At 53.3% G+C, this 21,175-nt stretch carries 22 protein-coding genes and 1 other annotated feature; all 22 genes read right to left on the reverse strand.

All coding sequences use genetic code 11. The features are described 5' to 3' along the window. Positions 1-235 precede the first annotated feature (235 nt). Entirely contained in the window at positions 236-2,167 is a 1,932-nt protein-coding gene (locus GCU45_RS08145; RefSeq protein ID WP_152398588.1) for a LysM peptidoglycan-binding domain-containing protein, read from the reverse strand. Positions 2,168-2,335: 168 nt separating this feature from the next. Next, positions 2,336-3,220 (reverse strand): branched-chain-amino-acid transaminase, encoded by an 885-nt coding sequence (ilvE, locus tag GCU45_RS08150; protein ID WP_152398589.1) that lies wholly within the window; start codon positions 3,218-3,220, stop codon positions 2,336-2,338. Positions 3,221-3,223: 3 nt separating this feature from the next. Beyond that, positions 3,224-4,120: a prephenate dehydratase gene (gene pheA / locus GCU45_RS08155; protein WP_152398590.1), complete on the reverse strand. Its 897-nt coding sequence runs from the start codon at positions 4,118-4,120 to the stop codon at positions 3,224-3,226. A 4-nt stretch (positions 4,121-4,124) separates the two neighbouring features. Continuing rightward, on the reverse strand, positions 4,125-5,084 hold the full coding sequence (gene thrB, locus GCU45_RS08160) for a homoserine kinase (RefSeq protein WP_105446179.1): 960 nt from the start codon (positions 5,082-5,084) through the stop codon (positions 4,125-4,127). Next, complete coding sequence (thrC, locus tag GCU45_RS08165) at positions 5,081-6,151, reverse strand: threonine synthase (protein ID WP_152398591.1); 1,071 nt, start codon at positions 6,149-6,151, stop codon at positions 5,081-5,083. Before thrC ends, thrB begins: the two co-directional genes overlap by 4 nt. Positions 6,152-6,199: 48 nt before the next feature. Beyond that, positions 6,200-7,486: a homoserine dehydrogenase gene (locus GCU45_RS08170; protein WP_152398592.1), complete on the reverse strand. Its 1,287-nt coding sequence runs from the start codon at positions 7,484-7,486 to the stop codon at positions 6,200-6,202. 62 nt (positions 7,487-7,548) lie between these two features. Next, positions 7,549-7,986, reverse strand: a complete 438-nt coding sequence (locus GCU45_RS08175) for an ACT domain-containing protein (RefSeq protein WP_076174428.1) — start codon at positions 7,984-7,986, stop codon at positions 7,549-7,551. Between the two features lie 206 nt (positions 7,987-8,192). Further along, positions 8,193-9,503, reverse strand: coding sequence for a GTPase ObgE (obgE, locus tag GCU45_RS08180; protein WP_152398593.1), 1,311 nt, complete (start codon positions 9,501-9,503; stop codon positions 8,193-8,195). A 13-nt stretch (positions 9,504-9,516) separates the two neighbouring features. Beyond that, positions 9,517-10,257 (reverse strand): Spo0B domain-containing protein, encoded by a 741-nt coding sequence (locus GCU45_RS08185; protein ID WP_076174423.1) that lies wholly within the window; start codon positions 10,255-10,257, stop codon positions 9,517-9,519. 244 nt (positions 10,258-10,501) lie between these two features. Then, a complete protein-coding gene (gene rpmA / locus GCU45_RS08190; protein WP_076174421.1) occupies positions 10,502-10,813 on the reverse strand; it encodes a 50S ribosomal protein L27 in 312 nt (103 codons plus the stop codon). A 17-nt stretch (positions 10,814-10,830) separates the two neighbouring features. Then, positions 10,831-11,163, reverse strand: a complete 333-nt coding sequence (locus GCU45_RS08195) for a ribosomal-processing cysteine protease Prp (protein WP_152398594.1) — start codon at positions 11,161-11,163, stop codon at positions 10,831-10,833. 13 nt (positions 11,164-11,176) lie between these two features. Then, positions 11,177-11,488, reverse strand: a complete 312-nt coding sequence (gene rplU / locus GCU45_RS08200) for a 50S ribosomal protein L21 (protein ID WP_076174416.1) — start codon at positions 11,486-11,488, stop codon at positions 11,177-11,179. A gap of 13 nt (positions 11,489-11,501) precedes the next feature. After that, positions 11,502-11,588: a sequence feature (ribosomal protein L21 leader region), on the reverse strand. Positions 11,589-11,646: 58 nt separating this feature from the next. Then, complete coding sequence (locus GCU45_RS08205) at positions 11,647-12,891, reverse strand: Rne/Rng family ribonuclease (protein WP_152398595.1); 1,245 nt, start codon at positions 12,889-12,891, stop codon at positions 11,647-11,649. A 127-nt stretch (positions 12,892-13,018) separates the two neighbouring features. Then, positions 13,019-13,882: a M50 family metallopeptidase gene (locus tag GCU45_RS08210; protein ID WP_145163062.1), complete on the reverse strand. Its 864-nt coding sequence runs from the start codon at positions 13,880-13,882 to the stop codon at positions 13,019-13,021. After that, the gene (locus tag GCU45_RS08215; protein ID WP_244364600.1) at positions 13,875-14,738 is read right to left on the reverse strand and encodes a M23 family metallopeptidase; all 864 of its coding nucleotides are present in this window, start codon (positions 14,736-14,738) and stop codon (positions 13,875-13,877) included. The genes GCU45_RS08210 and GCU45_RS08215 overlap by 8 nt, the downstream gene beginning before the upstream one ends. Before the next feature lie 215 nt (positions 14,739-14,953). Further along, complete coding sequence (locus tag GCU45_RS08220; protein ID WP_076174406.1) at positions 14,954-15,652, reverse strand: ABC transporter permease; 699 nt, start codon at positions 15,650-15,652, stop codon at positions 14,954-14,956. A gap of 12 nt (positions 15,653-15,664) precedes the next feature. Further along, the gene (locus GCU45_RS08225) at positions 15,665-16,567 is read right to left on the reverse strand and encodes a glycine betaine ABC transporter substrate-binding protein (RefSeq protein ID WP_152398596.1); all 903 of its coding nucleotides are present in this window, start codon (positions 16,565-16,567) and stop codon (positions 15,665-15,667) included. Positions 16,568-16,608: 41 nt separating this feature from the next. Continuing rightward, positions 16,609-17,268 carry an ABC transporter permease gene (locus tag GCU45_RS08230; RefSeq protein WP_145029097.1) on the reverse strand — a complete coding sequence of 220 codons (660 nt, stop codon included), beginning with the start codon at positions 17,266-17,268 and terminating at the stop codon, positions 16,609-16,611. Then, positions 17,265-18,434 (reverse strand): ABC transporter ATP-binding protein, encoded by a 1,170-nt coding sequence (locus GCU45_RS08235; protein WP_152398597.1) that lies wholly within the window; start codon positions 18,432-18,434, stop codon positions 17,265-17,267. The genes GCU45_RS08230 and GCU45_RS08235 overlap by 4 nt, the downstream gene beginning before the upstream one ends. A 540-nt stretch (positions 18,435-18,974) precedes the next feature. Beyond that, positions 18,975-19,490: a DUF2179 domain-containing protein gene (locus tag GCU45_RS08240; RefSeq protein WP_076174398.1), complete on the reverse strand. Its 516-nt coding sequence runs from the start codon at positions 19,488-19,490 to the stop codon at positions 18,975-18,977. 219 nt (positions 19,491-19,709) lie between these two features. After that, the gene (gene minD, locus GCU45_RS08245) at positions 19,710-20,504 is read right to left on the reverse strand and encodes a septum site-determining protein MinD (RefSeq protein ID WP_076174396.1); all 795 of its coding nucleotides are present in this window, start codon (positions 20,502-20,504) and stop codon (positions 19,710-19,712) included. 3 nt (positions 20,505-20,507) lie between these two features. Continuing rightward, on the reverse strand, positions 20,508-21,170 hold the full coding sequence (gene minC, locus GCU45_RS08250) for a septum site-determining protein MinC (RefSeq protein WP_152398598.1): 663 nt from the start codon (positions 21,168-21,170) through the stop codon (positions 20,508-20,510). Between the last annotated feature and the right edge of the window lie 5 nt (positions 21,171-21,175).

Below are 21,175 nucleotides of genomic sequence, written 5' to 3' on the forward strand. Positions count from 1 at the left end.
TAATATTCTTTTACCCACAACAAATTAAATTCTAGCATATTTCAAGCATTTTTTTCATATATTCATACTAGTTCTTTTATAAAGTTAATACAGCATTCATAGAGTTCAAACCGCCATTAAGCGGAAATGCTCTTGCTGAAGAATGGTTACAATGATACGAACCTTGAACTCAATTAAAAGCAGGCATTCCGACGTTCACCTCGAAATGCCTGCTTCTGCTCAAATTGACCTGCTATCATCCATTAATCCATGGGTTTTTACGCGGTCTGTCAGCAGCTGTGTTTTTTCTTTCCTTTTTAGCGGCGGGAGCTTTCGATTTATTTACCTTTGCTTTATCCTTCGGGTCGCTGATCTTTTTGGATGCAGTCTCATCAGCAGCAGGCTCAGACTCCTCTACCTCGGATGTCTCATGGACCGCCGCCTCATTGATGGTAGCTGTCGCTTGGGCCACCTCTTCCCCAATCGGGGCTGGGTAGGCAGGCGCCGGGTTACGGTCCCAGTACGCCGCGTTCTCGGCGGCCCCTACAAAAGGGGCGTTGGGCCCTGCATGATCATAGGCTCCCAGCGTCGAGGGAACCCCCATTCCATAAGGTGACGGGTAGCACCAATCATATGGAGTCGGATATGCATGATGCGGATAGGCGTATGCCGGATCCACTTCTGGATAATGAGTCATCGGTGCGTAATTCGGATAAGATTCGGCTGGAGACACCATCGGCATTTGATTCGGATAAGCTTCGACTGGAGATACCATCGGCATTTGGTTCGGATAGGCTGCTGCCGGGGATACCATCGGCATTTGATTCGGATAAGCTTCCGCCGGAGATACCATTGGCATTTGATTCGGATAAGCTTCGGCCGGGGATACCATTGGCATTTGGTTCGGATAGGCCGCTGCCGGACTTACTTGAGTATTCGGAAACATGGCGTTCGCGTTTGGATATGCTGCTATCGGCTCACTATAAGGATGATCGTAGAATGGATCTACTCCCGAATACGGAGATACCACTCCTTGGCACCCACATGGACTATACGGCGCAATTCCAGCGTGTACCGGATGATAAAACGCCGGCTCTACACTGTGCGGAAACGCCTCATTCGGCTGGTAATGGGCCGGCCCCACATGGATGGGCTCATAAGCGACCGGATGCTCGTGATTTTCCCAATGCGGCGCATAGGCAGGGGACACACTTGTCGGATAAGCGTTGGGGGCGGGTTCATACTCGGTCCCCTGAACGATTCCCGGATAATAAGGTGTTTTCTGCATGTTTTCTTGCATGACGTGCTGCAGGTTTGCGTTCTCGGCATTCGGCATGTCGTGATAGGAAGCCACTTCGTGCACGGGACCCGGGTACTGAATAAAAAGATTATGCGTAACTTCGCTGTAAATGGTCTCTTTGCTGTAGGTCGGCTTCTTCTCGGCTGCCGGCATCACGTTCGGTTGATTTTCCACCGCAGGCATGATATTAGGTTTGTTCTCCATGATAGGCATTACATTAGGCTGGTTTTCCGCTATGGGCATCACGTTTGGAAAGGTGTAATTCGGCGAGGTCATTTCCGGCATTTCCTGGTTCATCGACAGGTTGGGGAGCGGGGGTGGAGACGGTATGTTCGGCAGCTCGGGAAGCTGCTGTGGCAGCACCTGGGCATTGTTCTCTTCCTTATTTTCTTCCATAGGCGCGGTAAGCTCTTCTTTATTCGGCTTTTCCGCCTCTTCCGGCTTCACATTCTCCTCAATCGGTGCCGTCAGTTCTTCTTTGGGACCGGTATATGTTTTGTTGCCGGGGATCGTTTTGGCATTCGCATTCCCGTCTACACTCTCGGCTGTGACGCCACCGACTTTAGGAATGTTGACCACTTCCCCCACAAGGAGCGCGTTCGGATTTTTGAGCTGCGGGTTGGCGTCAATCATATCCTTGAGCGTCACACCCCAGGCTTTGGACAATTTCCAAAGGCTGTCTCCCTGCTTGACGACATGCTTATGGATGATTTGATCGTTGTTTGGAACCTGTATCGGTTCCGCAGGAATTTTGACTTTCTGTCCGACCGTAAGCTGGTTTGGATCGGAGATTTGCGGGTTGGCGTCGATAATTTTTTGCAAAGGAACGCCGTATTTTTTCGAAAGCTCATATAATGTGTCGCCACTTTTAACCATGTGTATTTTCACGCGGCAAATACCTCCTAAACTTCTTGTAGGCGTGGGTTCGCCTCCATTCGTTACTACATCTTATGCAGGGGATAGGCGGATGACATCCCTTTAGACAAAAAAATCCTTCCACGAAGAAGATCGTGAAAGGATTGTAGAGAAAAACAGGTCATAAAAAGGCTGTCGGAATCAGGATTCCCAAACTTTGTAGCCGTCCTGTGTAACGATTTTCCGGAATTCTTCAAGAAGCTGCAAAGTGACCGGTCCAGCCTGTCCCTGTCCGATGACGCGTCCGTCGATTTCGCGGGCGGCGATGACTTCGGCAGCGGTTCCGGTAAAGAATACTTCGTCGGCAATGTACACATCGTGCATGCTGAACGGTTCTTCCTTCAGCTTGTAGCCCAGCTTCTCACAGAGCTCGATAATCGCCATGCGCGTAATGCCTTCCAGCGCTCCAAGGTAGCAAGGAGGAGTGTAGACGACACCGTTTTTAACGAGGAAAATGTTGTCGCCCGAGCCTTCGGTCACATATCCCTGCGCGTTCAGCATGATCGCCTCGTCCGCTTCCGCGAAATTCGACTGGATTTTGACCAAAATGTTGTTCAGGTAGTTCAGGGACTTAATCTTCGGATTCAGTGCATCAGGCAGGTTGCGGCGCTGCGATACCGATACTGCTCTCAGTCCGTTCAAATAGGCTTTCTCCGAATAAATCGCCAGCTGCTCCACAATAATAAGAACGGTTGGCTTCGGGCAGCGTCTCGGATCCAGGCCCAGGTTCCCCACACCGCGCGAGACGATCAAACGGATATACCCGTTGCGCATATCATTACGGCGAATCGTTTCCGCCATGGCGTCGCGCATTTCCTCGAAGGACAGCGGGATGACCAAATCGATCGATTTGGCGGAATCATACAGGCGGTCCAAGTGCTCTTTGCATTTGAAAATGTTGCCCTCATAGATTCGGATTCCTTCAAATATGCCGTCCCCATACAGGAAGCCGTGATCAAACACCGAAACTTTCGCGTTTTCTTTCGTTACAAATTCTCCATCCAAGTAAATCCACTGTTCTGACATCTGTTACCGCACCTCCGAATTTTGTTCCTGATCCTGATAAGTAAAGCTCGGGTAAGATCCCAGCACGCGTACCTGGCAGCCCAGCGCTTCGATCTCGCCGAAGGCCGCCGTCAGCAGCACCGAGTCCACGGATTCGAGCACATCGATATAAAAGTAATAGCTTCCCAGCTTTTTCTTGGTTGGTCTGGATTCAATCCGCGACAAATTCAAACGCCTCCAAGCAAAGGCTGCAAGCACCTGATGCAGCGCTCCCGCAAAATCCTCGGGCAGCGTCACCAGCACGCTCGTTTTTTGCTGTTCAACCGACCGGTTGAGCGGCGGAAGCTCCTCATGGCCGATCAGTACGAACCGGGTAAAATTGTTGTCATGATCGGTAATGCGTTTGGCCAGCACGTCGAGCCCGTGAGTAGCCGCTCCGAGTGTCGTGCCGATGGCGGCCCAGCCTTTGCCCGGATTGGCTTTGACGATGCCTACGGCTTCGGTTGTGCTGCCTGCGTTGATCAGCTCGGCCTGCGGAGCATGCTGGCGTATAAACTGCTGGCACTGGGCCGTGGCTACAGGATGAGACAAAATTTTCTCAATCCGGCTGTAATCGATCTCCCCTGCCTCAGACATAAACTCCTGGCGGTCACCGATCAAATTCTGGATCGACGGATAGACCCACTCCACCCGCATCGGAATGTCGACTTCATTCACCAACCAGTCCATATGCAGGCTTACCGAGCCCTCAATCGTGTTCTCGATCGGAATGACGCTGTAATCGGTTTTTCCCTGAGCCGTCGACAAAAATACATCGGAAATCAGCTTATGATAGACCAGCTCCACCGGCTCATCCCCGAGCAAATACGCGACGGCCTCGTGCGACACCGACCCTTCCGGCAATAATGCAATTCGTTTCATGCGCTTACTTCCCCTTTACCATATCCATAAATGAACGGGACGGCATCCCGGAAATCTCAACGACTCCTTCCACGTCGGGAAGCAGCCATTTGGCGGATGCGTTGATGCCCTCAGCCCTCATCGTATTCAGGAGGAAGGCTTCCAGTTCGTTCTTTCTGGATTGTTGGCGGTCCACCAAAGCGAGCAGCGTAGGACCCGCACCGCTCAGCGCAACGCCAAGCGCGCCGTGATTCCCCGCTTCCTCCAAAATCCGGGTCATGCCCGGAATGAGGGGAGCCCGGTACGGCTGATGCAGACGGTCCGACATCGCATTGCCGATGAGGTCCATCCGGCCGCTGGCCAGCGCTCCGACCAAAAAGGAGGCCCGACATACATTATACACCGCATCCTTGCGGCTGATATGATCTGGCAAAACTTTCCTGGCCTCCGAAGTCTGCAGCTCAAAATCCGGGACGACGACCAGCACTTCCATATCTTCAGGCGGATCGAAGCGGATGCATTCGGCATGAACACCGTCCCAAATCGCCGTAATGATGCCGCCATACAGAGAAGCCCCGACATTATCGGGATGGTCCTCAATCCCTGTGGCCATATCAAACAACTCCGCTTTGCTCAGCGGTGACCCGATGAGTGCGTTGGCCGCAGCCAATGCCCCGACAATCGCCGTGGCGCTGCTTCCGAGCCCACGGGTCAAGGGGATGTCGGAATACATGGATATTTCGAGTTCGGGGACTTGAACTCCCGCCCGCTCGAACACCTGCTGCGCAACTTGATACAATAGATTGCTTTTATCCCGGGGAATTCCCTGCATTTCGTCTCCGTACAAATGAAATACGGTCTGCTCCGCTTCCTTCATCTCGATCCAGGCGTACAGCGACAAGGCCATACCCAGCGTGTCAAAGCCCGGGCCGAGATTCGCGGTACTGGCAGGAATTTTCACCCGTACCCCGTCAGGCTGAATCATACCCGCTCCTCTTCCAGCTTCGCGATCGCATCCATAACGGCTTCCTCCGTATCCGGAACGACGATAGGCTCAGCGTTGACCGTTTTCAGCGCTACGTTCGGGTCCTTCAGTCCGTTCCCGGTCAGGACGCAGACAACCGTCTCTCCACCTTTGAAAAATCCTTCGCGCTTCAGCTTGTACACCCCTGCTACCGATGCGGCGGAAGCCGGCTCGGCAAAGACGCCCTCACGTGCGGCAATGGTGCGGTATGCGCTCAGAATCTCTTCGTCAGTGACGTAATTGATCTGACCGTCGGATTCCTCCGCAGCAGCGACAGCGGTCTTCCAACTGGCCGGGTTGCCGATCCGGATGGCGGTTGCTACCGTTTCCGGCTCGAGAATCGGCTCGCCCTTCACGATGGCCATCGCGCCTTCGGCTTCGAATCCGACCATGCGCGGCAGCGAGGAGGCTTTGCCGGCTGCGTGGTATTCCTTGAAGCCCTTCCAGTACGCGGAGATATTGCCTGCGTTGCCTACAGGAATGGCCAGCACGTCCGGCGCTTTGCCCAGCTGGTCCACCACTTCGAATGCGGCCGTCTTTTGCCCTTCAATGCGGAAAGGGTTGACGGAGTTTACGAGCGTGATCGGATGCTTGGCCGTAATGTCGCGCACGATCTCCAGGGCACGGTCAAAGTTGCCTTCAATGGCAATGACCTTGGCACCATAAATCATGGCCTGTGCCAGCTTGCCGAGTGCAATGTTGTTGTTCGGGATGAGAACGATGCAGTTCAAGCCGCCGCGCGCCGCGTAGGCCGCCGCTGCAGCCGAGGTGTTGCCCGTGGAGGCACACATGATCGTACGGCTGCCTTCCTCCATAGCCTTGGCAACAGCCATGACCATGCCGCGGTCTTTAAACGAACCGGTCGGATTCAGCCCTTCATATTTAAAATAAAGATCGAGTCCAAGCTCCTCCGACAAATTTTCGGCACGGATCAACGGGGTGTTGCCTTCCTTCAGCGTCAGGAGAGGCGTATTGTCGTTCACCGGTAAATATTCCTTGTACGTTTGCAGTAAACCTTGGTATGGCATCGTAAAACTCCTTTTCTGTATTCGAGGTAGTTATTTGAATGGGCGGGGTTACCCCTCAACCCGGTATACGCTCTTGATTCTGCGGATGACGTCCAGCCCTTCAAAATGCTGCAGCACTTTATCCATACTCGCTTTGTTGGCTTGATGCGTCACGATGATGATCTCCGCTTCGGGATTGTGCTCGTTCGGCTGCTGTACGACCGATTCCAGGCTGACTCCGAATTCGGCGAACACCTGCGTAATTTTGGCAAGAACACCGGCTTTGTCGTCAACGTGAAGCAGGATAAAGTTTTTGTAACTGATCTGTTCATCGGTCTTCAGCTTCTTCGGCTTGTAAGGAACGATCGCTTTCAGGCCGTTGACGCCCAGTCTAAGGTTTTTGATGACGGCCATCAGGTCGGCCACAACAGAGGTAGCCGTCGGCATTTCGCCGGCGCCTGCACCGTAGAACATCGTCTCGCCGACCGCTTCCCCGTACACGTATACAGCATTGAAGACGCCGTTCACAGCGGCAATCGGGTGCCCTTTGCGAACCATTGTGGGCTGCACGCTGATGCTGAAATGATCGTCCTGCCGATCTGCAATGCCAAGCAGCTTCATTTCGTAGCCAAGGCGTTTGGCATACGTAATGTCTTCCTTGGTCACCTGCGAGATGCCGCGCACGCTGACATCCTTCAGCTCGATATTGGAGCGGAAGCCGAGCGTGCCCAGAATCGCCATCTTGCGGGCGGCGTCCAAGCCTTCGACATCGGAGGTCGGATCGGCTTCGGCATAGCCCAATTTTTGCGCTTCTTCCAGCACATCCTCATAGGACGCGCCTTCCAGGCTCATTTTGCTCAAAATATAGTTGGTGGTACCATTCACGATCCCCATGATCTTCAAGATACGGTCCGAAGAAAATCCTTCGATCAGCGTCCGGATAATCGGAATGCCTCCCGCCACACTCGCCTCGTAAAAAACGTCACACTGCTTCTCCTGAGCCTTGGCCAAAATCTCCGCTCCGTGCAGCGCCATCAGGTCCTTGTTGGCCGTGACGATATGTTTGCCGCGCTCCAGCGCCTCCAAAATGTAGGACTTCGTCTCATCAATGCCGCCCATCACTTCGACGATGACGTCGATTTCCGGGTCACGGATCACGTCCCACGGATCTTCCGTCAATTTGCCTTGATCAACGGCCACACTGCGTGTTTTCCCGGAGTTCTTCACCGCGATCCTTTCGATGACGACCGGAGAGCCCACCTGGCTGCTCAAATCCTCCTGATGGCCTTCCACGATCCTGACGACCCCCGTACCGACCGTGCCCAGACCCAACAATCCAACTTTAACCGGCTTCATTCTCATACCTCCCGTGAATCTCCAAATAACATTCTTTGTCTTCTGTGACACCAGGCACGGACTTACCCCTGTCCGATCAAATTCGCCCGCTTGACTCCCGCTACGTCGCGCATGCCTTCAAGCATGTCCCCAAGCTCGTCGCCAAGCCGCGTCACCTCGACGGATATCACCACGTTCGCCATCCCCTGCAAAGGAATACTCTGGTGGATCGTCAGCACGTTTCCGCCATAACCGGCCACCGTGCTTAGCACTTTCGACAGCATGCCCGCCCGGTGCTCCATATCGATAGAAATCGTCACGATCCGCTCGCGCTCCAGCTGGTTGATCAGGTGGATTCCGTCTTTGTATTTATAAAAAGCGCTGCGGCTCAGCCCGACTTGTTCCACGGCTTCATGAACCGTCTTCGCGTCCCCGGCCGCTAGCAGCTGTTTCACCTGCATCGTCTTGACAACGGCTTCCGGCAAAATGTCTTCCCGGACCAAATAATAGCGTTCTTTCACGAACGTCCTCTCCTCAAAGACTGATGTATTCATATAGTGGACATTATATAGGAACCCTTGCCTGACGGTCAATAGTCCGACGCCTTTTTAATCTCCATCATACAAAAAAATGCCCGCCATGTAACGTAAAATGTCAGAAACAAAAGGGGCAGCAACAAAAAACCGGACGCCGTATACGAAATATACGGTGTCCGGTTCTTGTATGTTTAATAGTAGCTGCTGCCTTCTACAAACTCGAATTCAAAATCGCCGATTCTCACAATGGTGCCCTCAACGGCACCGCGTTTGCGAAGCTCATCGTCGATCCCCATATGGCGCATCGTCCGCGCAAGTTTCAGAATCGCTTCATGCGAGTTCATCTGCATGCGTTTGAGCAGGCGCTCAATCTTGACGCTGTGGACCACATAAGCCTCGTTGTCTCTCGTAATTGTGAACGAGTTGTCCTCGGTCTTATCCAGCTTGTACACTTTTCTTTCGGTGATTTCGGGTACTTCTTCCAGCGCGGCTTCCACAGGAATCTGGTCCAGCAGATCCGCCGCACGGTAGAGCAGCTCCTGAACGCCCTGCCGGGTCAGCGAGGAGATCGGCATGATCTCCAGTTCAGGTCGGTCCTTGGCGACCTTTTCACGGAATTCGGCCAGGTTGTCCTCCGCTTGCGGCATATCCATTTTGTTCGCTGCTACGATCTGCGGCCGCTCAGCCAGGTTGGCGTTGTACTGCTTCAGCTCGTCGTTAATTTTGACCCAGTCCTCGTATGGATCCCGGCCCTCGGATCCCGCCATATCCACCACATGGATAATGACGCGGGTCCGTTCCACGTGGCGGAGAAACTCATGCCCGAGGCCGACCCCTTCATGAGCACCCTCGATCAATCCCGGCAGATCAGCCATGACGAAGCTCCGGCCTTCCGCGACCTCCACGACGCCGAGGTTCGGCGTAATCGTCGTAAAGTGGTACGCCCCGATTTTCGGTCTCGCACCAGAAACGACCGACAAGAGCGTGGACTTTCCTACGCTCGGGAAGCCGACCAGACCGACGTCGGCCATCACTTTCAGCTCCATCACCACATACCGTTCCTGACCTTCCTCCCCGTGCTCGGCGAGCTCGGGAGCCGGGTTGTTCGGGGTGGCAAAACGGATGTTGCCTCTACCGCCGCGGCCACCTTTAGCAACAACCACCTGCTGTCCATGACGCGTCAAGTCGGCAATGACTTCGCCCGTATCATCGTCAATCAGCACGGTACCCGGCGGAATGCGGACGATCATGTCCTCCGCCCCTGCGCCATGCTGGCTCTTATTGCGGCCCTTCTCGCCGCGTTTGGCTTTGAAGTGGCGCTGGTATCTGAAATCCATCAGCGTGCGCAGACCTTCGTCCACACGGAAGATGACATCTCCGCCCCTGCCACCGTCACCGCCGGCAGGCCCGCCTTCCGGCACGTATTTCTCCCGGCGGAAAGCCACCAGGCCGTCACCGCCGTCGCCGCCTTTGACATAGACTTTCGCTTTATCTACAAACATGACTTCACCTTCCTCATGCTCCACACGGCACGCGCAATTCAAATGAAGCCTGAGTCGGATCGATCTGCTCTGCTTTCATTTTCTTGCCTTGTACCACATTATATATTTGCTGCCGAAGCAGTTCCGGGTCCCCAAGGGAACCTTCTTCCTCAAACCTTACGATCAGCTCCGAGCCTTCCTCATAAAGGCTCAGAAACAGTTTGCGGGACTCGCCCCGCGAAGACTTGCTGCTGTATTGATATGCCCGGATCGTTTGGATGACGGCCAAGGCCAGATTGGCCCCTTCTTCCTGGCTGAGGTTGTTGATCAGCGTCATCTGGTCATCCACGTGAACGTCCAGCTCCAAATTGCTGCTGGTGCTGCGAAAAGACTGAAGGTAGAAAATAAGCGAAGGAATGCCCAGCTTGGCTATTTTGCTTTCGACAGCCATCTGTTCCTTTATTCTTTCCACACATTGAACCGCTTTATCACTTTTTCCGAGCTTGATATAACCATACAAAATTTGCAAATCGTTCATCCAGTCATGGCGGTGATGGTTGAGCGTCCGGATGGCCGTCTGCTCCAGACTGCGGACTACGGCATCATGATGACGCGAAGTACTCCGGCGTATCTGCGCATATCCGAGAAAAAGCACCGCTAATATCCACAGCGGAAGGATCATGTACCAAATCCACGAGCCGCCACGGTATATAAATACTAACGGAATCACGATTGAAATGACCGCAGCGGCCATTATGCTCTTCCCAAATCTCATAGCACTCCCCGTCCCCGTCCCACACATGAGATAGTTAACATCATTGCCCAGTATACCATAATTGTCCAGTTATGTTCATATCAATAATACACGGCCTACAAAATAACCCCACCAAGTGGGGCTTTTGCTCCAACGCATATTCAGCTGATTTGCAGGGGGGACTCCCAAGAATATGCTTTAATTCAAAAAGAGCCCCCGGCAAGCATTGCCGGAGGCTTCTTGTTCATTCTGCGTTCGCAGACAATTAAGCTTCTACTGCTGCCGCTACAGGAGCGACATCCACAGGATAAACGCTCACTTTCTTGCGGTCGCGGCCCCAACGTTCGAATTTCACAACGCCGTCCACTTTAGCAAACAGAGTGTCGTCTTTGCCGATGCCCACGTTCGTACCAGGATGAATTTTCGTTCCGCGTTGGCGAACCAAGATGCTTCCGCCAGTAACGGTTTGGCCGTCAGCACGCTTAACGCCGAGACGTTTCGCTTGGCTGTCGCGTCCGTTCTTTGTGGAACCAACACCTTTTTTCGAAGCGAACAATTGAAGATTCAGCTTTAACATGTTGTCTCCTCCTTCTGTTAGTAATGTACTTCTTGTATTTGAATATACTTCCCGTATGATTCTGCTATGGAATTCAGCATAACCACCATCGATTCCAGCAGCAACTGAACCTGTTCGTGCACGTCTGATTCCTCCATCGAAGGAACGTCCGCGCTCAGAAAACCATTGTTCATTCTGCTGTCCATGACCGTTCCGGTTAATGCTTCCACCGAATTGACCGTTCCCACCGTGACCGCCGATACTCCGGCGCATACGATGTCTTCTCCGGCCTTCGCGTAGTTCGCATGCCCCTTCACTTCAAAGCCACGAATCTTGCCGTCTTCCCGGCGTAATATCCGTACGTTAATCAATTAGCGCACCTTCTTACGCTTGGATCTTCTCGATCGTAACTTTTGTGTATGGCTGACGATGACCTTGCTTCTTGTGGTAGTTCTTCTTAGGTTTGTATTTGTATACAACAACCTTCTGGCCCTTACCATGCTTCTCAACTTTAGCGGTTACGGATGCGCCGGCTACGACTGGAGTTCCTGCCACCAGACCGTTGTCACCGGATACGGCCAATACACGGTCGAAAGTTACACTTTCGCCATCAGCTGCGTTCAGCTTCTCGATGAACAATACGTCGCCCTCTTGAACTTTGTATTGTTTACCGCCTGTCTCGATAATTGCGTACATTTGCTTGCACCTCCTCATGTCTCAGACTCGCCTAATCCAGGTGGCCTGCCGTCTTCAACAGCGGCACTTGTAAACCCGATCGGAGCGGTTACAGCATGTGACAAGCAATAAATACTGGACACATACTCATAGATATTAACATAACCGTCCATCATAAGTCAATGCGCGCTCAGAAGGTTTATTTTCCCCGTCCCGCCGCATACTTCGCATGATTTGGAAAACATGACAGCCGTGTCCTCTCTTACTTTCTTCCGCGTAAGCTCCAGCAAACCAAGCTTGCTCCAGCCGACGACATGGCTCTTAGTCCGGTCCCGGTTCATGCCCGCCTCAAGCCGGTTGACAACCTCCTGCCGGTTCTTCTCCTCTTCCATATCGATAAAATCGACAATAATAATGCCGCCGATGTCGCGGAGACGGATCAGCCGGGCGATTTCTTCAGCCGCCTGCAGATTGGTCTTCGTGACCGTCTCTTCCAAATTGCCGCCGCCGGTATATTTCGCCGTATTGACGTCGACCACCGTCAGCGCCTCGGTCTGGTCCAGCACGATCGTGCCTCCGCTCTCCAGCGTCACCCTGCGCGCAAAATCCCGCTCCAGCTGCTCTTGAACGCCATGGGCCCTAAAAATGTGCTCGTGGCCATGGTGCATTCGAACGGGCCGGTGTCCGCCGTGGGCAATCTCCTCCAGAAACAGCTCGGCTTCTCTCGCTTCCGGCCTGCTGTCAATCCAGAGCTCGTCCTGCTCCGGATCGAACACGTCGCGGATAAACCGCTGCACGATGCTGAGATCCCGGTGCAGCAGGCACGGTGCCGCGCAGGCGTCGGCTTTCTCCTGAATGCTTATCCACCGCTCCCGCAGCGCGTTCAAATCCCCTTCGATGGCATCCGGATGCTCATCCTCGGAGACGGTCCGCATGATGACGCCCTCTCCGCTCCTCCGGAGGGAATCGCCCAGCACCTTCAGCCGGTTCCGGTCATGCTCCCGGTATACCTTCTTGGAGACGGCCACATAATCCGCATGCGGCATATACACGATCCATCTGCCCGGAAGCGAATAGTGCGTCGTCACCCTCGGGCCTTTGCCGCCAAGCGGCTCCTTCATCACCTGGACGACGATTTCCTGCCCGACGCGCAGCAGCGATTCGATATTCGGCTTGTCCTTCGGCTGCTTCTCCAAATGCGGATGCAGTACGTCGTCCACGTATAAAAAGGCGTTTTTTTTCTGGCCGATATCCACAAACGCGGCCTGCATGCCGGGCAATACGTTGACGACTCGCCCTTTGTAAAAGCTCCCGACCAGACTGTGCCCCTGGCTCCGCTCGGCAGCGAATTCCACCAGCTTGCCTTCCTCCAAGAGCGCCATCTGAGTCAGCTTCGGTTCGATGTGAACGATCATTTGTTTCATGGCTTCACCCCTGCCAGAAGACATATCTTTTTCATTGTACCATGAAATCTCCTTTAAATTAGCTCCATCCCTGAGTTAGGAGCAGCCCGCATTCACACCTTTTTTACGTTCGTTGTTCCTTGCGTATTTATATCCACGAAGTACGATCTGTCGCAAAATAAGCAGAAATAATGCGCTGCTCGGGAAGCACGGCAATGATTTTTCCGCGCTCGTTCATCACATAAATAAGATGGTATTTCTCTCTTTTTAATAGACGCAGGATACTGTCCAAATGTTTCGCCGGATCGGCAACGATGGGCTGCGCGAGTTCCCCGTCCGCTCTGGAGCGGGTGTACATCGATTCACGGTGCATGAGAAATCTTGTAAATCGGTAAGGCAGGTTCCGGTAGTCGACCCAGTTCGAGTACAGCAGAAATATACCGATCAGCAGCAGGTTGAGCTGAACGCTGCCCTTCCCTTGAAAAAGCGGTGCCAGCGCGCATATAATGACGATCACGCTCGCTCCAACGCTGATCCTCGAGGACCACAGTAGCGTACGGTGATAAGGGAAAAACAAGCTGGCAGCCGACTGTAATATTTTCCCGCCATCAAGGGGTAAAATCGGCAGCAGATTAAACAATGCAATCATCGCGTTGCCATAAATTACATAAGACAGAAAGGCGCCATCCCCCCAGCCGGCCAGACGGAGGAGCAGCGCGAACAGGATCATCATTCCGTTTTGCAAAGGCCCCGCTGCCGCGATGACGATTTCCTTCCACGCGGACAGCCGGCCCTGATCTTCGATTTCCACCACCCCGCCGAACGGGAGGAACTGAATCGAACGGATGCGCACGCCGTACATCAGCGCAGCCCCGGCATGTCCAAGCTCATGAATGAATACGATGACAAACAGCGTAATTAGCTCGAGGAAATGCCCGGTAACGACCGAAAACAGCATCAGGATCACGAAAAACGGGTGCAGCGACAGGGTCATTCCGCGAACGTTAATCAATCGGGATCACATCGGCCGGATCCACATAATGGCCCCCTTCTTTGACCGCAAAAAACAGGGTCGGCGTCTCACCGTCACTCCCCTGTCCGAGCGACCCGACCGGGTCTCCGGCCTCGACCCAATCGTTCTTCTGCAGCTGCGTCTCCTGCAAATGGCTGTATGTCGCTACCAGGCCGCCGGAGTGCTGGATGGTCACCGAGACTCCGGTTTCCGGCGAATCCGACACTTCCATGACACGTCCCGTTTCTACACTTTTCACCTGAAGCGCCGTGCTTGAAACCTCATCCGGAGCAATTTCCACTCCTTTCAGGTTGACGGCGAAGGCCTGTACGATTTTACCTTCAATCGGGGGCACCATCGATTTGGATGCATCGACTTTCAATGGGGACACCGGATCCTGTTTGAAAATAGGGATAAAAGAGGGAGCTTTCCCGAAGTATGTTTCATACCAGGCTTCTGCAGCCTGAAAATCCATTTCCCGGTTCAGCGATTGAACGACAAAGCTCTGCACTTTGCCGCTCCACGGCTGGTTGATCGGAAAGTGGAACACGCCCCACACTCCCGCAAACACGATGGCGCTGAAAAACAGGCGCCACATGAAGCCGGAAACAAAGTGGTGCTTTCTATGGAAGGGGCCGCCGGCCTGATAACGTTCCTTTTTCCACTGCTTCTCCGGATCGGGCTCGGGCACGTAGCTTTCTGGCAGTTTGCCCCGGCTCCACAGCCTTGGCTCGTCCTGTACAGGCAATGGTGAAGGCTGCGAGGGCGGCTGGATCGGCATCGTTTTTGACAAATCGTCTCTGGTCAGCAGATCGCGGATCCGTTCTTCTCTCCGCTGTTTGATGGAAGATTTCATGTCCACTTGTGCTCATCCCCTTTTCGAGGCTTGTTTTATACCAGTTTATGTGGGAAAGTCCCGTTTTTAGAACAAGCCTGTTCCACCATATGATTCCATAGCTTTGGCTATTGGCGTTTCAGGGTCCTTGCTGCTCCAATGCCTATTCACACAGTTACGGAACGCAAAAAAAAGCACCCCCGGGACATTCCCGAAGCTGCTTTTGCTTCCATTCCTCAGACCTTCTGAATTTTAGGCGGGACAGGGGCGGCGCCCGACGACTTCCGTTTGCTCAGGTCCAGCTTCTTCTGCAGGTAGCCCAGCACAATGTCCGCCACAATCGCCAGCAGCGCCGCAGGGATGGCCCCGGCAAAAATCCGCAGCGAGTTGTTGCTGTTCAGGCCCGCATAAATTTCCCTTCCCAGACCGCTGCCGCCGACCAATGGCGCAATCGTCACGACACCGATCGCTATGACCGCGGCGATGCGGATCCCTGACATCAGGTAGGTCAGCGCCAAAGGGAACCGGACCTTATAGAGCAGCTGAAACGGACTCATGCCGATGCCTCTGCCGGATTCCATGTAGCTCGGGTCCACCTGCTTGAGCCCGACGTACGTATTGCGGACGATCGGGTTGAGCGAATACAGGAACAAACCGACCATCACCGTCTTCATACCCAGGCCGAGCCACAGCATCAGGATGACGAGCATCGCCAGGCTGGGGATAACCTGCAGAATGTTGGTGATGAACAAAATGACCTTCGCCGCCCAGCGGCTTCTGGAGCACAAAATACCGAGCGGTACCCCGATGACGATCGCAAGCCCCAGTCCGATCACCACCATCAAAATATGCTGGATGAAATACTCCCATAATAGCCCGCTGTTCCGCGAGACATAAGATACGAAATCCATAAACGTTAGCTTCTTCTCGTCCATGCTAACCCTCCTCTAGCTCTTGATCAAACCTTTCTCCTTCAAATAGGCAATCGCGACTTCCCGCTCGCTTTTCTTCTCGATATCCACCTGGTAGTTCAGCGAAATCATCGTGTCGGCATCGATATGCCCGATCAACGGAGCAATGGCGTCTTTGATTTCAGGATGCTTTTGGAGGATGTCCGTCCGGATCACCGGACTTGCGTCGTACGGAGGGAAGAACTGCTTGTCGTCCTTCAGCGTCTGCAGCTGATAGGCTTTCAAGCGGGAATCCGTGGAATAAGCAAGCACGATATCGACCTGACGGTTCGCCACTGCGCTGTACACGAGGCTGATCTCCATCGGGAACACCTGCCCGAAATTGATGCCATAAGCCTTGGAAAAGGCCGGGTAACCGTCCGCTTCCCGTTCCAGCCACGTCGTATCAACGCCGAGCTTCATGGACGCCATATCTTTTTTGACATCCGAAATCTTCTGGTAGCCCTTCGAATCGGCGAGATCCTTACGGACAGTAAAAGCATACGTATTTTCAAAGCCTAACGGATCCAGCCAGGTAAAATGAAAGTACTTGTCAAACCCAGCCTTGGCTTCTTCGAGCACCTTCGCCCGGTCCTTGGTTTCGCTGATCGGAAAATGGTTGTTGAAAATTTCGCCCGTATAGAGCGTGGACATTTGGATGTCGTTTCTTTTCATCGAATTGATGACGATCGAGCTTGAAGCCAGGTCGGGAATGATGTCGACGCTGACGTTGGTTTTATCTTCAATCAGGGCCTTGTACATTTCGGCCAAAATTTTCGTTTCGGTGTAGGTTTGGGTTCCGATGACCACATCCTGCTGGATCCCGCAGGCCGAAGTGATGCCTGTTAAAAGGATGGCACAGCACAAAAATAACGACAATTTGAACGTTTTCAGTTTCATCACGCCTCCTCGGATCAGTCTAAACGGCTTCGTCAGCCTTGTCATACGGCAGCACTCCGGGTTTGACGGTAGCGCCGGGTCAGCCAGCCTTCCAGCAGCCCCAGCAGTCCGTCGGCCACCAGAGCCAGCACAACTGCGCCGATGCCGCCGATAAAGATCATTTCCGGCTTATTGACGCCAAGTCCCGAAACGATCAGCTGCCCGAGTCCGCCGGCCCCGATCAGGGAAGCGAGCGTCGCCCAGCTGATGATATATACCGTCGTGATCCGTATGCCAGACATGATATAAGGAAGCGATAAGGGAAGCTGGATTTTCAGAATCGTCTGGGCTGCACTGTATCCCATGCCTTTGGCGGAATTCAGCACGCCTTTATCCACAGACTGGAATCCGTCGTACGTGTTCCGCAGAATCGGCATAAGGGAATACAGCAGCAGCGCCAAAATCGCCGGCTTCACGCCGATGCCAAGCAGCGGAATCAGAATGGCCAGCAGCGCAAGGCTCGGGATCGTCTGGAACAGGTTGGCGATAAAAAATACGACGCTGTTGATCCAGCCGACCCGGTTGTATACCAGCAAAATGCCGATAGGCACCGCTACGATCGTCCCGAGGATCACCGCGGAAAAGGAGATGGTCAGATGCTGCCGGAGGGCCAGCAGGATATCCGGGTACCTTTCGGTGATAAAGCTCCAAAATTCATTCACATCGGCTCCCCCTCTCCGGCAGGCTGCGGAGGGGCCAGGTTCGGATACACCTCGGCCAGATGCTTGACGACACTGCCCCGGGTCACCAACCCCAGGAACCGGTTATTCCCGTCAACCACGGGGACATTGCTCAGCTGGTGGCTGTCCATGAGCTCAATGGCTTGGGGCAGCGTACTCCCCGAAGATACCGAGAAGCGGACAGGGATCATAACGTCGGCAACCGTTTTGCCCTCTTCCCCGTACATGTCCAGCACCCGGTAAATCGAAACCGCGCCCTGCAGCTGCTTATTCCGGTCCACGATAAACAGGGAGTCTACACGCTTGGACTCCATCATTTTGATCGCTTCCGCCAGTCCGCGGTTTGGAAAAGCCGTTACGGGATTCGTAATCATGACGTCGTCAACGAGCGGAATTTCATAGGATAACTCGTTCTCGCTCTGCAGCCGCTTCTGGCCGATAAAGTTGCGGACGAAATCATTCGCCGGATGGCGGAGGATCGCCTCGGGTTTCCCGGTTTGCACGATTTGCCCATCCTTCATCAGCACGATCGTGTCTGCGATTTTGATCGCTTCGTCCATATCATGCGTCACGAAAATGATCGTCTTGTTCAGCTCCTGCTGCAGCCGGATAAGCTCATCTTGCAGCTGCTCCCTGCTGATCGGGTCGAGCGCCGAGAACGGCTCGTCCATCAGGATAATATCCTGGTCGGCCGCCAGCGCCCGGATAACCCCGACCCGCTGCTGCTGCCCGCCGCTCAGCTCGGAAGGATAACGGTTCCGGTATATGGTATGGTCGAGACCAACCAGGTCGAGCAGTTCGTTCACTTTCCGGTCGGTTTTCTCTTTATCCCACTTTTTCAAATGAGGGACGACCGCCACGTTTTTGGCGATATTCATATGAGGGAACAAGCCTACACTCTGAATGACATATCCGATATTCCGGCGCAGTTCCACCGGGTTAAGCCCGGAGATGTCTTTTCCGTCGATCAGTACTTTTCCGGAGGAAGGGGTGTTCAGGGCATTGATCAGCTTCATGGTCGTCGATTTGCCGCAGCCGCTGGGGCCGATCAAGACTGTAATTTCACCCTTCTTAAATTCCAGGTTGATGTCTTTGAGGGCGTGAAACCCGTCATCATACACTTTGTTTACATGATCCAGTACAATCATTCAATCGCTCCTTTAGCCAGCTGTATTCATAGTATGTGGAGCATTTCGCATATCATCCGCCATCCGGCGCAAAGACATGGTCCGTCCGCAAAAGGGAGCGAGTCCATCAAACATGGCTTCAATCTTCAAGTATCCGAGCTTGTTTCATAGATAGGCTCACGGCCTGTTATGTAGTGGAAAAGCGGTTTTCCTAACGGGGAGTTAAAGGAATCATCCATATACTGCGTGAACGTTGCCATATGCAACGAATGGATGAAGCTAAGCATCCTTGCATCCTTAGTTTCTCGCGTTCAACAGACATACCAAATTGCAAATACACAAGCCTAACTCTTTTGGACCTAGACGGAAGATTGGCGAAATGCGACTGTGGATCCGGTTCCAAGCAACAAATTCGGGACCTCCTGCCTGGCTGGCTCACAGCAGGTTTTAGTTTATTACCCATTCTGCTGCAAAATGAAACAGGTAGGGGCTTTTTTTATAAAAAGAAAATGCAGTCTCTACAGCACCGTCTCCCGATCCCGCATGAAACGTCCGCCGGTACTATTTTTTCGTTCCCCGGGTCCAGAATCCCCCATGCAGCATGACAGGCTCGGTGACGACAATGAATGCCTTCGGGTCCAGCTCCAGAATGGAGTTGTAGAGCTTCTTCTGGTTTTTCCGTTTGGCCAGCACTTCGAAGACCAGACGATGGCCGTCGCGGCCGCTGCCGATCCAGGAGGTGACGCCATACCCGATGTTGCGCAGCGTGTTGGCCATATCGCTCCCGGGATCATTGACGATGACCTTCATCGTAATATAGCCGAGCGCAATCCGGTTTTCGATCCACGAGCCCACCAGAACTCCAAGACCGTAGCCCACGGCATACACGATCAGGGACAACGGCTGATTGACATACTTCAGCACGATGCTGAGTCCGAGCACATAAATCGTAATTTCAAACATGCTGAGCACCGCGGCCAAATACTTCTGGCCTTTCAACGTCAGGATCATGCGCAGCGTAAAGAAAGAGACGTACACGATTTGGATGACGAAAATAAAAATCAGTATTCCGAGCATCGTAAGCACCCCTTGTCTATTCTCAGGTTGTCTTTGTAGTAACTTAACCCAATTCGCCAAGCCTCTATTCACGCCCGGGATGGATGATTGAAAGGAAATGGCCTATACATCAAGGGGATTTAGAGGAAATGATGCGGAGCTCAAACGCAAAAAAGGAATGAAGCCGCTTTGGCTCCATCCCTTCTCTATTTAGAATAATCATCGGATAAAAGAATCCGGTCAACCCATTCCGAACAGCTTCTTGAAACGGGTGAACATGCTTTTCTTCTGGTCCAGCTGCATCAGCGGCACCGTATCGCCCAGAATGCGTCGCGCAATGTTGCGGTACGCGATCGCGGCCCGCGATTCCGGGTTCATCACCGTAGGTTCCCCGCTGTTGGCTGCCTTGATGACGTACTCGTCATCCGGCACGATCCCGATCAGATCGATGTTGAGCACCTGGAGCACATCCTCGATGTCGAGCATGTCTCCGGATTTGACCATATTCGGCCGAATCCGGTTCACGACCAGCTTAGGCGACTCCACGGCAGAGCTCTCCAGCAGCCCGATAATACGGTCGGCGTCGCGAACCGCGGCGTTCTCCGGCGTGGTAACGACGATCGCCTTGTCCGCTCCGGCAATCGCGTTCTTAAATCCCTGCTCGATGCCGGCAGGACAGTCGATAATGACATATTCGTACTCTTTCTTCAGCTCAAGAATAATATCCTTGACCTGTTCCGGCGACACCGCGTTTTTGTCCTTGGTCTGGGCGGCCGGAAGCATATACAGCTCGTCAAAGCGCTTATCCTTCACCAGCGCCTGGTTCAATCGGCAGCGCCCTTCCGCCACATCGCATAAATCGTAAATGATCCGGTTCTCCAGGCCCATCACGACGTCCAAATTGCGCAGGCCGATGTCGGTATCGACCAGGCACACTTTTTTGCCAAGCAGCGCAAGCGCGGTTCCGATGTTCGCCGATGTGGTCGTTTTGCCCACACCGCCTTTACCGGAAGTAACGACGATAGCTTCTCCCATGTGTTACACCCCTTTAAACACGTTAAAATCCCGCCGTACCCGGACAATATTACTAATTTTATCGATTTGCATGGCTCCGTCGCGCAAAAACGCAAACTCCATGCTCGTCTCCCGAATGTTCCATTCGTCCGGAGGCCGGCTGATTCTTTCGGCAATCCGGAGCTGGGTGGGGGCAAAATAGGAGGCTGCAATGATCGCTTCCTCATTTCCCTCAACGCCTGCATGGGCCATTCCACGCAAAGCCCCCAATATATAAATATCACCCGTGCACAGAATGCTTCCGCCCGGGTTCACGTCGCCCAGGAACAGCAAGTCCCCGTGATGATGCAGCACCTGGCCCGATCGGACCATTCCGCTCATGATCGCATAGGCGGGCTCTTTCCCGGGTTCGTTTTCCCCCTCAGGCATCTCCACGGAACGGATCAGCAAATTTCCCTTTTGCTTCAAGATGTCCAGCATGGATTGTTTCTGGTCTTCCGATATACGCCTTGACCCAAGCTTTACGTCTACATGAATAATCGGTCCGGTCAAAATATTTTGATGAGTATGCTCCAGCTTATACCTCAGCTCACCCAGCAGTTCCTCAAATTCACATTCGTCATCGAGCAGGAAAACCAGGCCATCTTTGATGCCCTTAATCGTCACATGATTCGATTTGACTGCCATGCCTG

Source organism: Paenibacillus cellulositrophicus (assembly GCF_009363095.1).
GTDB classification, from domain to species: domain Bacteria; phylum Bacillota; class Bacilli; order Paenibacillales; family Paenibacillaceae; genus Paenibacillus_AQ; species Paenibacillus_AQ favisporus.

What these genes read in the sequence shown, in the direction of transcription:
- thrC (WP_152398591.1), bottom strand. Translation starts at nt 6,151, where the DNA reads ATGCCATACCAAGGTTTACTGCAAACGTACAAGGAATATTTACCGGTG.
- ilvE (WP_152398589.1), bottom strand. Translation starts at nt 3,220, where the DNA reads ATGTCAGAACAGTGGATTTACTTGGATGGAGAATTTGTAACGAAAGAA.
- GCU45_RS08225 (WP_152398596.1), bottom strand. Translation starts at nt 16,567, where the DNA reads ATGAAACTGAAAACGTTCAAATTGTCGTTATTTTTGTGCTGTGCCATC.
- thrB (WP_105446179.1), bottom strand. Translation starts at nt 5,084, where the DNA reads ATGATTCAGCCTGACGGGGTACGGGTGAAAATTCCTGCCAGTACCGCG.
- GCU45_RS08170 (WP_152398592.1), bottom strand. Translation starts at nt 7,486, where the DNA reads ATGAAGCCGGTTAAAGTTGGATTGTTGGGTCTGGGCACGGTCGGTACG.
- pheA (WP_152398590.1), bottom strand. Translation starts at nt 4,120, where the DNA reads ATGAAACGAATTGCATTATTGCCGGAAGGGTCGGTGTCGCACGAGGCC.
- GCU45_RS08235 (WP_152398597.1), bottom strand. Translation starts at nt 18,434, where the DNA reads ATGATTGTACTGGATCATGTAAACAAAGTGTATGATGACGGGTTTCAC.
- GCU45_RS08185 (WP_076174423.1), bottom strand. Translation starts at nt 10,257, where the DNA reads ATGAGATTTGGGAAGAGCATAATGGCCGCTGCGGTCATTTCAATCGTG.
- GCU45_RS08215 (WP_244364600.1), bottom strand. Translation starts at nt 14,738, where the DNA reads ATGAAATCTTCCATCAAACAGCGGAGAGAAGAACGGATCCGCGATCTG.
- GCU45_RS08240 (WP_076174398.1), bottom strand. Translation starts at nt 19,490, where the DNA reads ATGCTCGGAATACTGATTTTTATTTTCGTCATCCAAATCGTGTACGTC.
- obgE (WP_152398593.1), bottom strand. Translation starts at nt 9,503, where the DNA reads ATGTTTGTAGATAAAGCGAAAGTCTATGTCAAAGGCGGCGACGGCGGT.
- GCU45_RS08220 (WP_076174406.1), bottom strand. Translation starts at nt 15,652, where the DNA reads ATGGACGAGAAGAAGCTAACGTTTATGGATTTCGTATCTTATGTCTCG.
- minC (WP_152398598.1), bottom strand. Translation starts at nt 21,170, where the DNA reads ATGGCAGTCAAATCGAATCATGTGACGATTAAGGGCATCAAAGATGGC.
- rpmA (WP_076174421.1), bottom strand. Translation starts at nt 10,813, where the DNA reads ATGTTAAAGCTGAATCTTCAATTGTTCGCTTCGAAAAAAGGTGTTGGT.
- GCU45_RS08205 (WP_152398595.1), bottom strand. Translation starts at nt 12,891, where the DNA reads ATGAAACAAATGATCGTTCACATCGAACCGAAGCTGACTCAGATGGCG.
- rplU (WP_076174416.1), bottom strand. Translation starts at nt 11,488, where the DNA reads ATGTACGCAATTATCGAGACAGGCGGTAAACAATACAAAGTTCAAGAG.
- minD (WP_076174396.1), bottom strand. Translation starts at nt 20,504, where the DNA reads ATGGGAGAAGCTATCGTCGTTACTTCCGGTAAAGGCGGTGTGGGCAAA.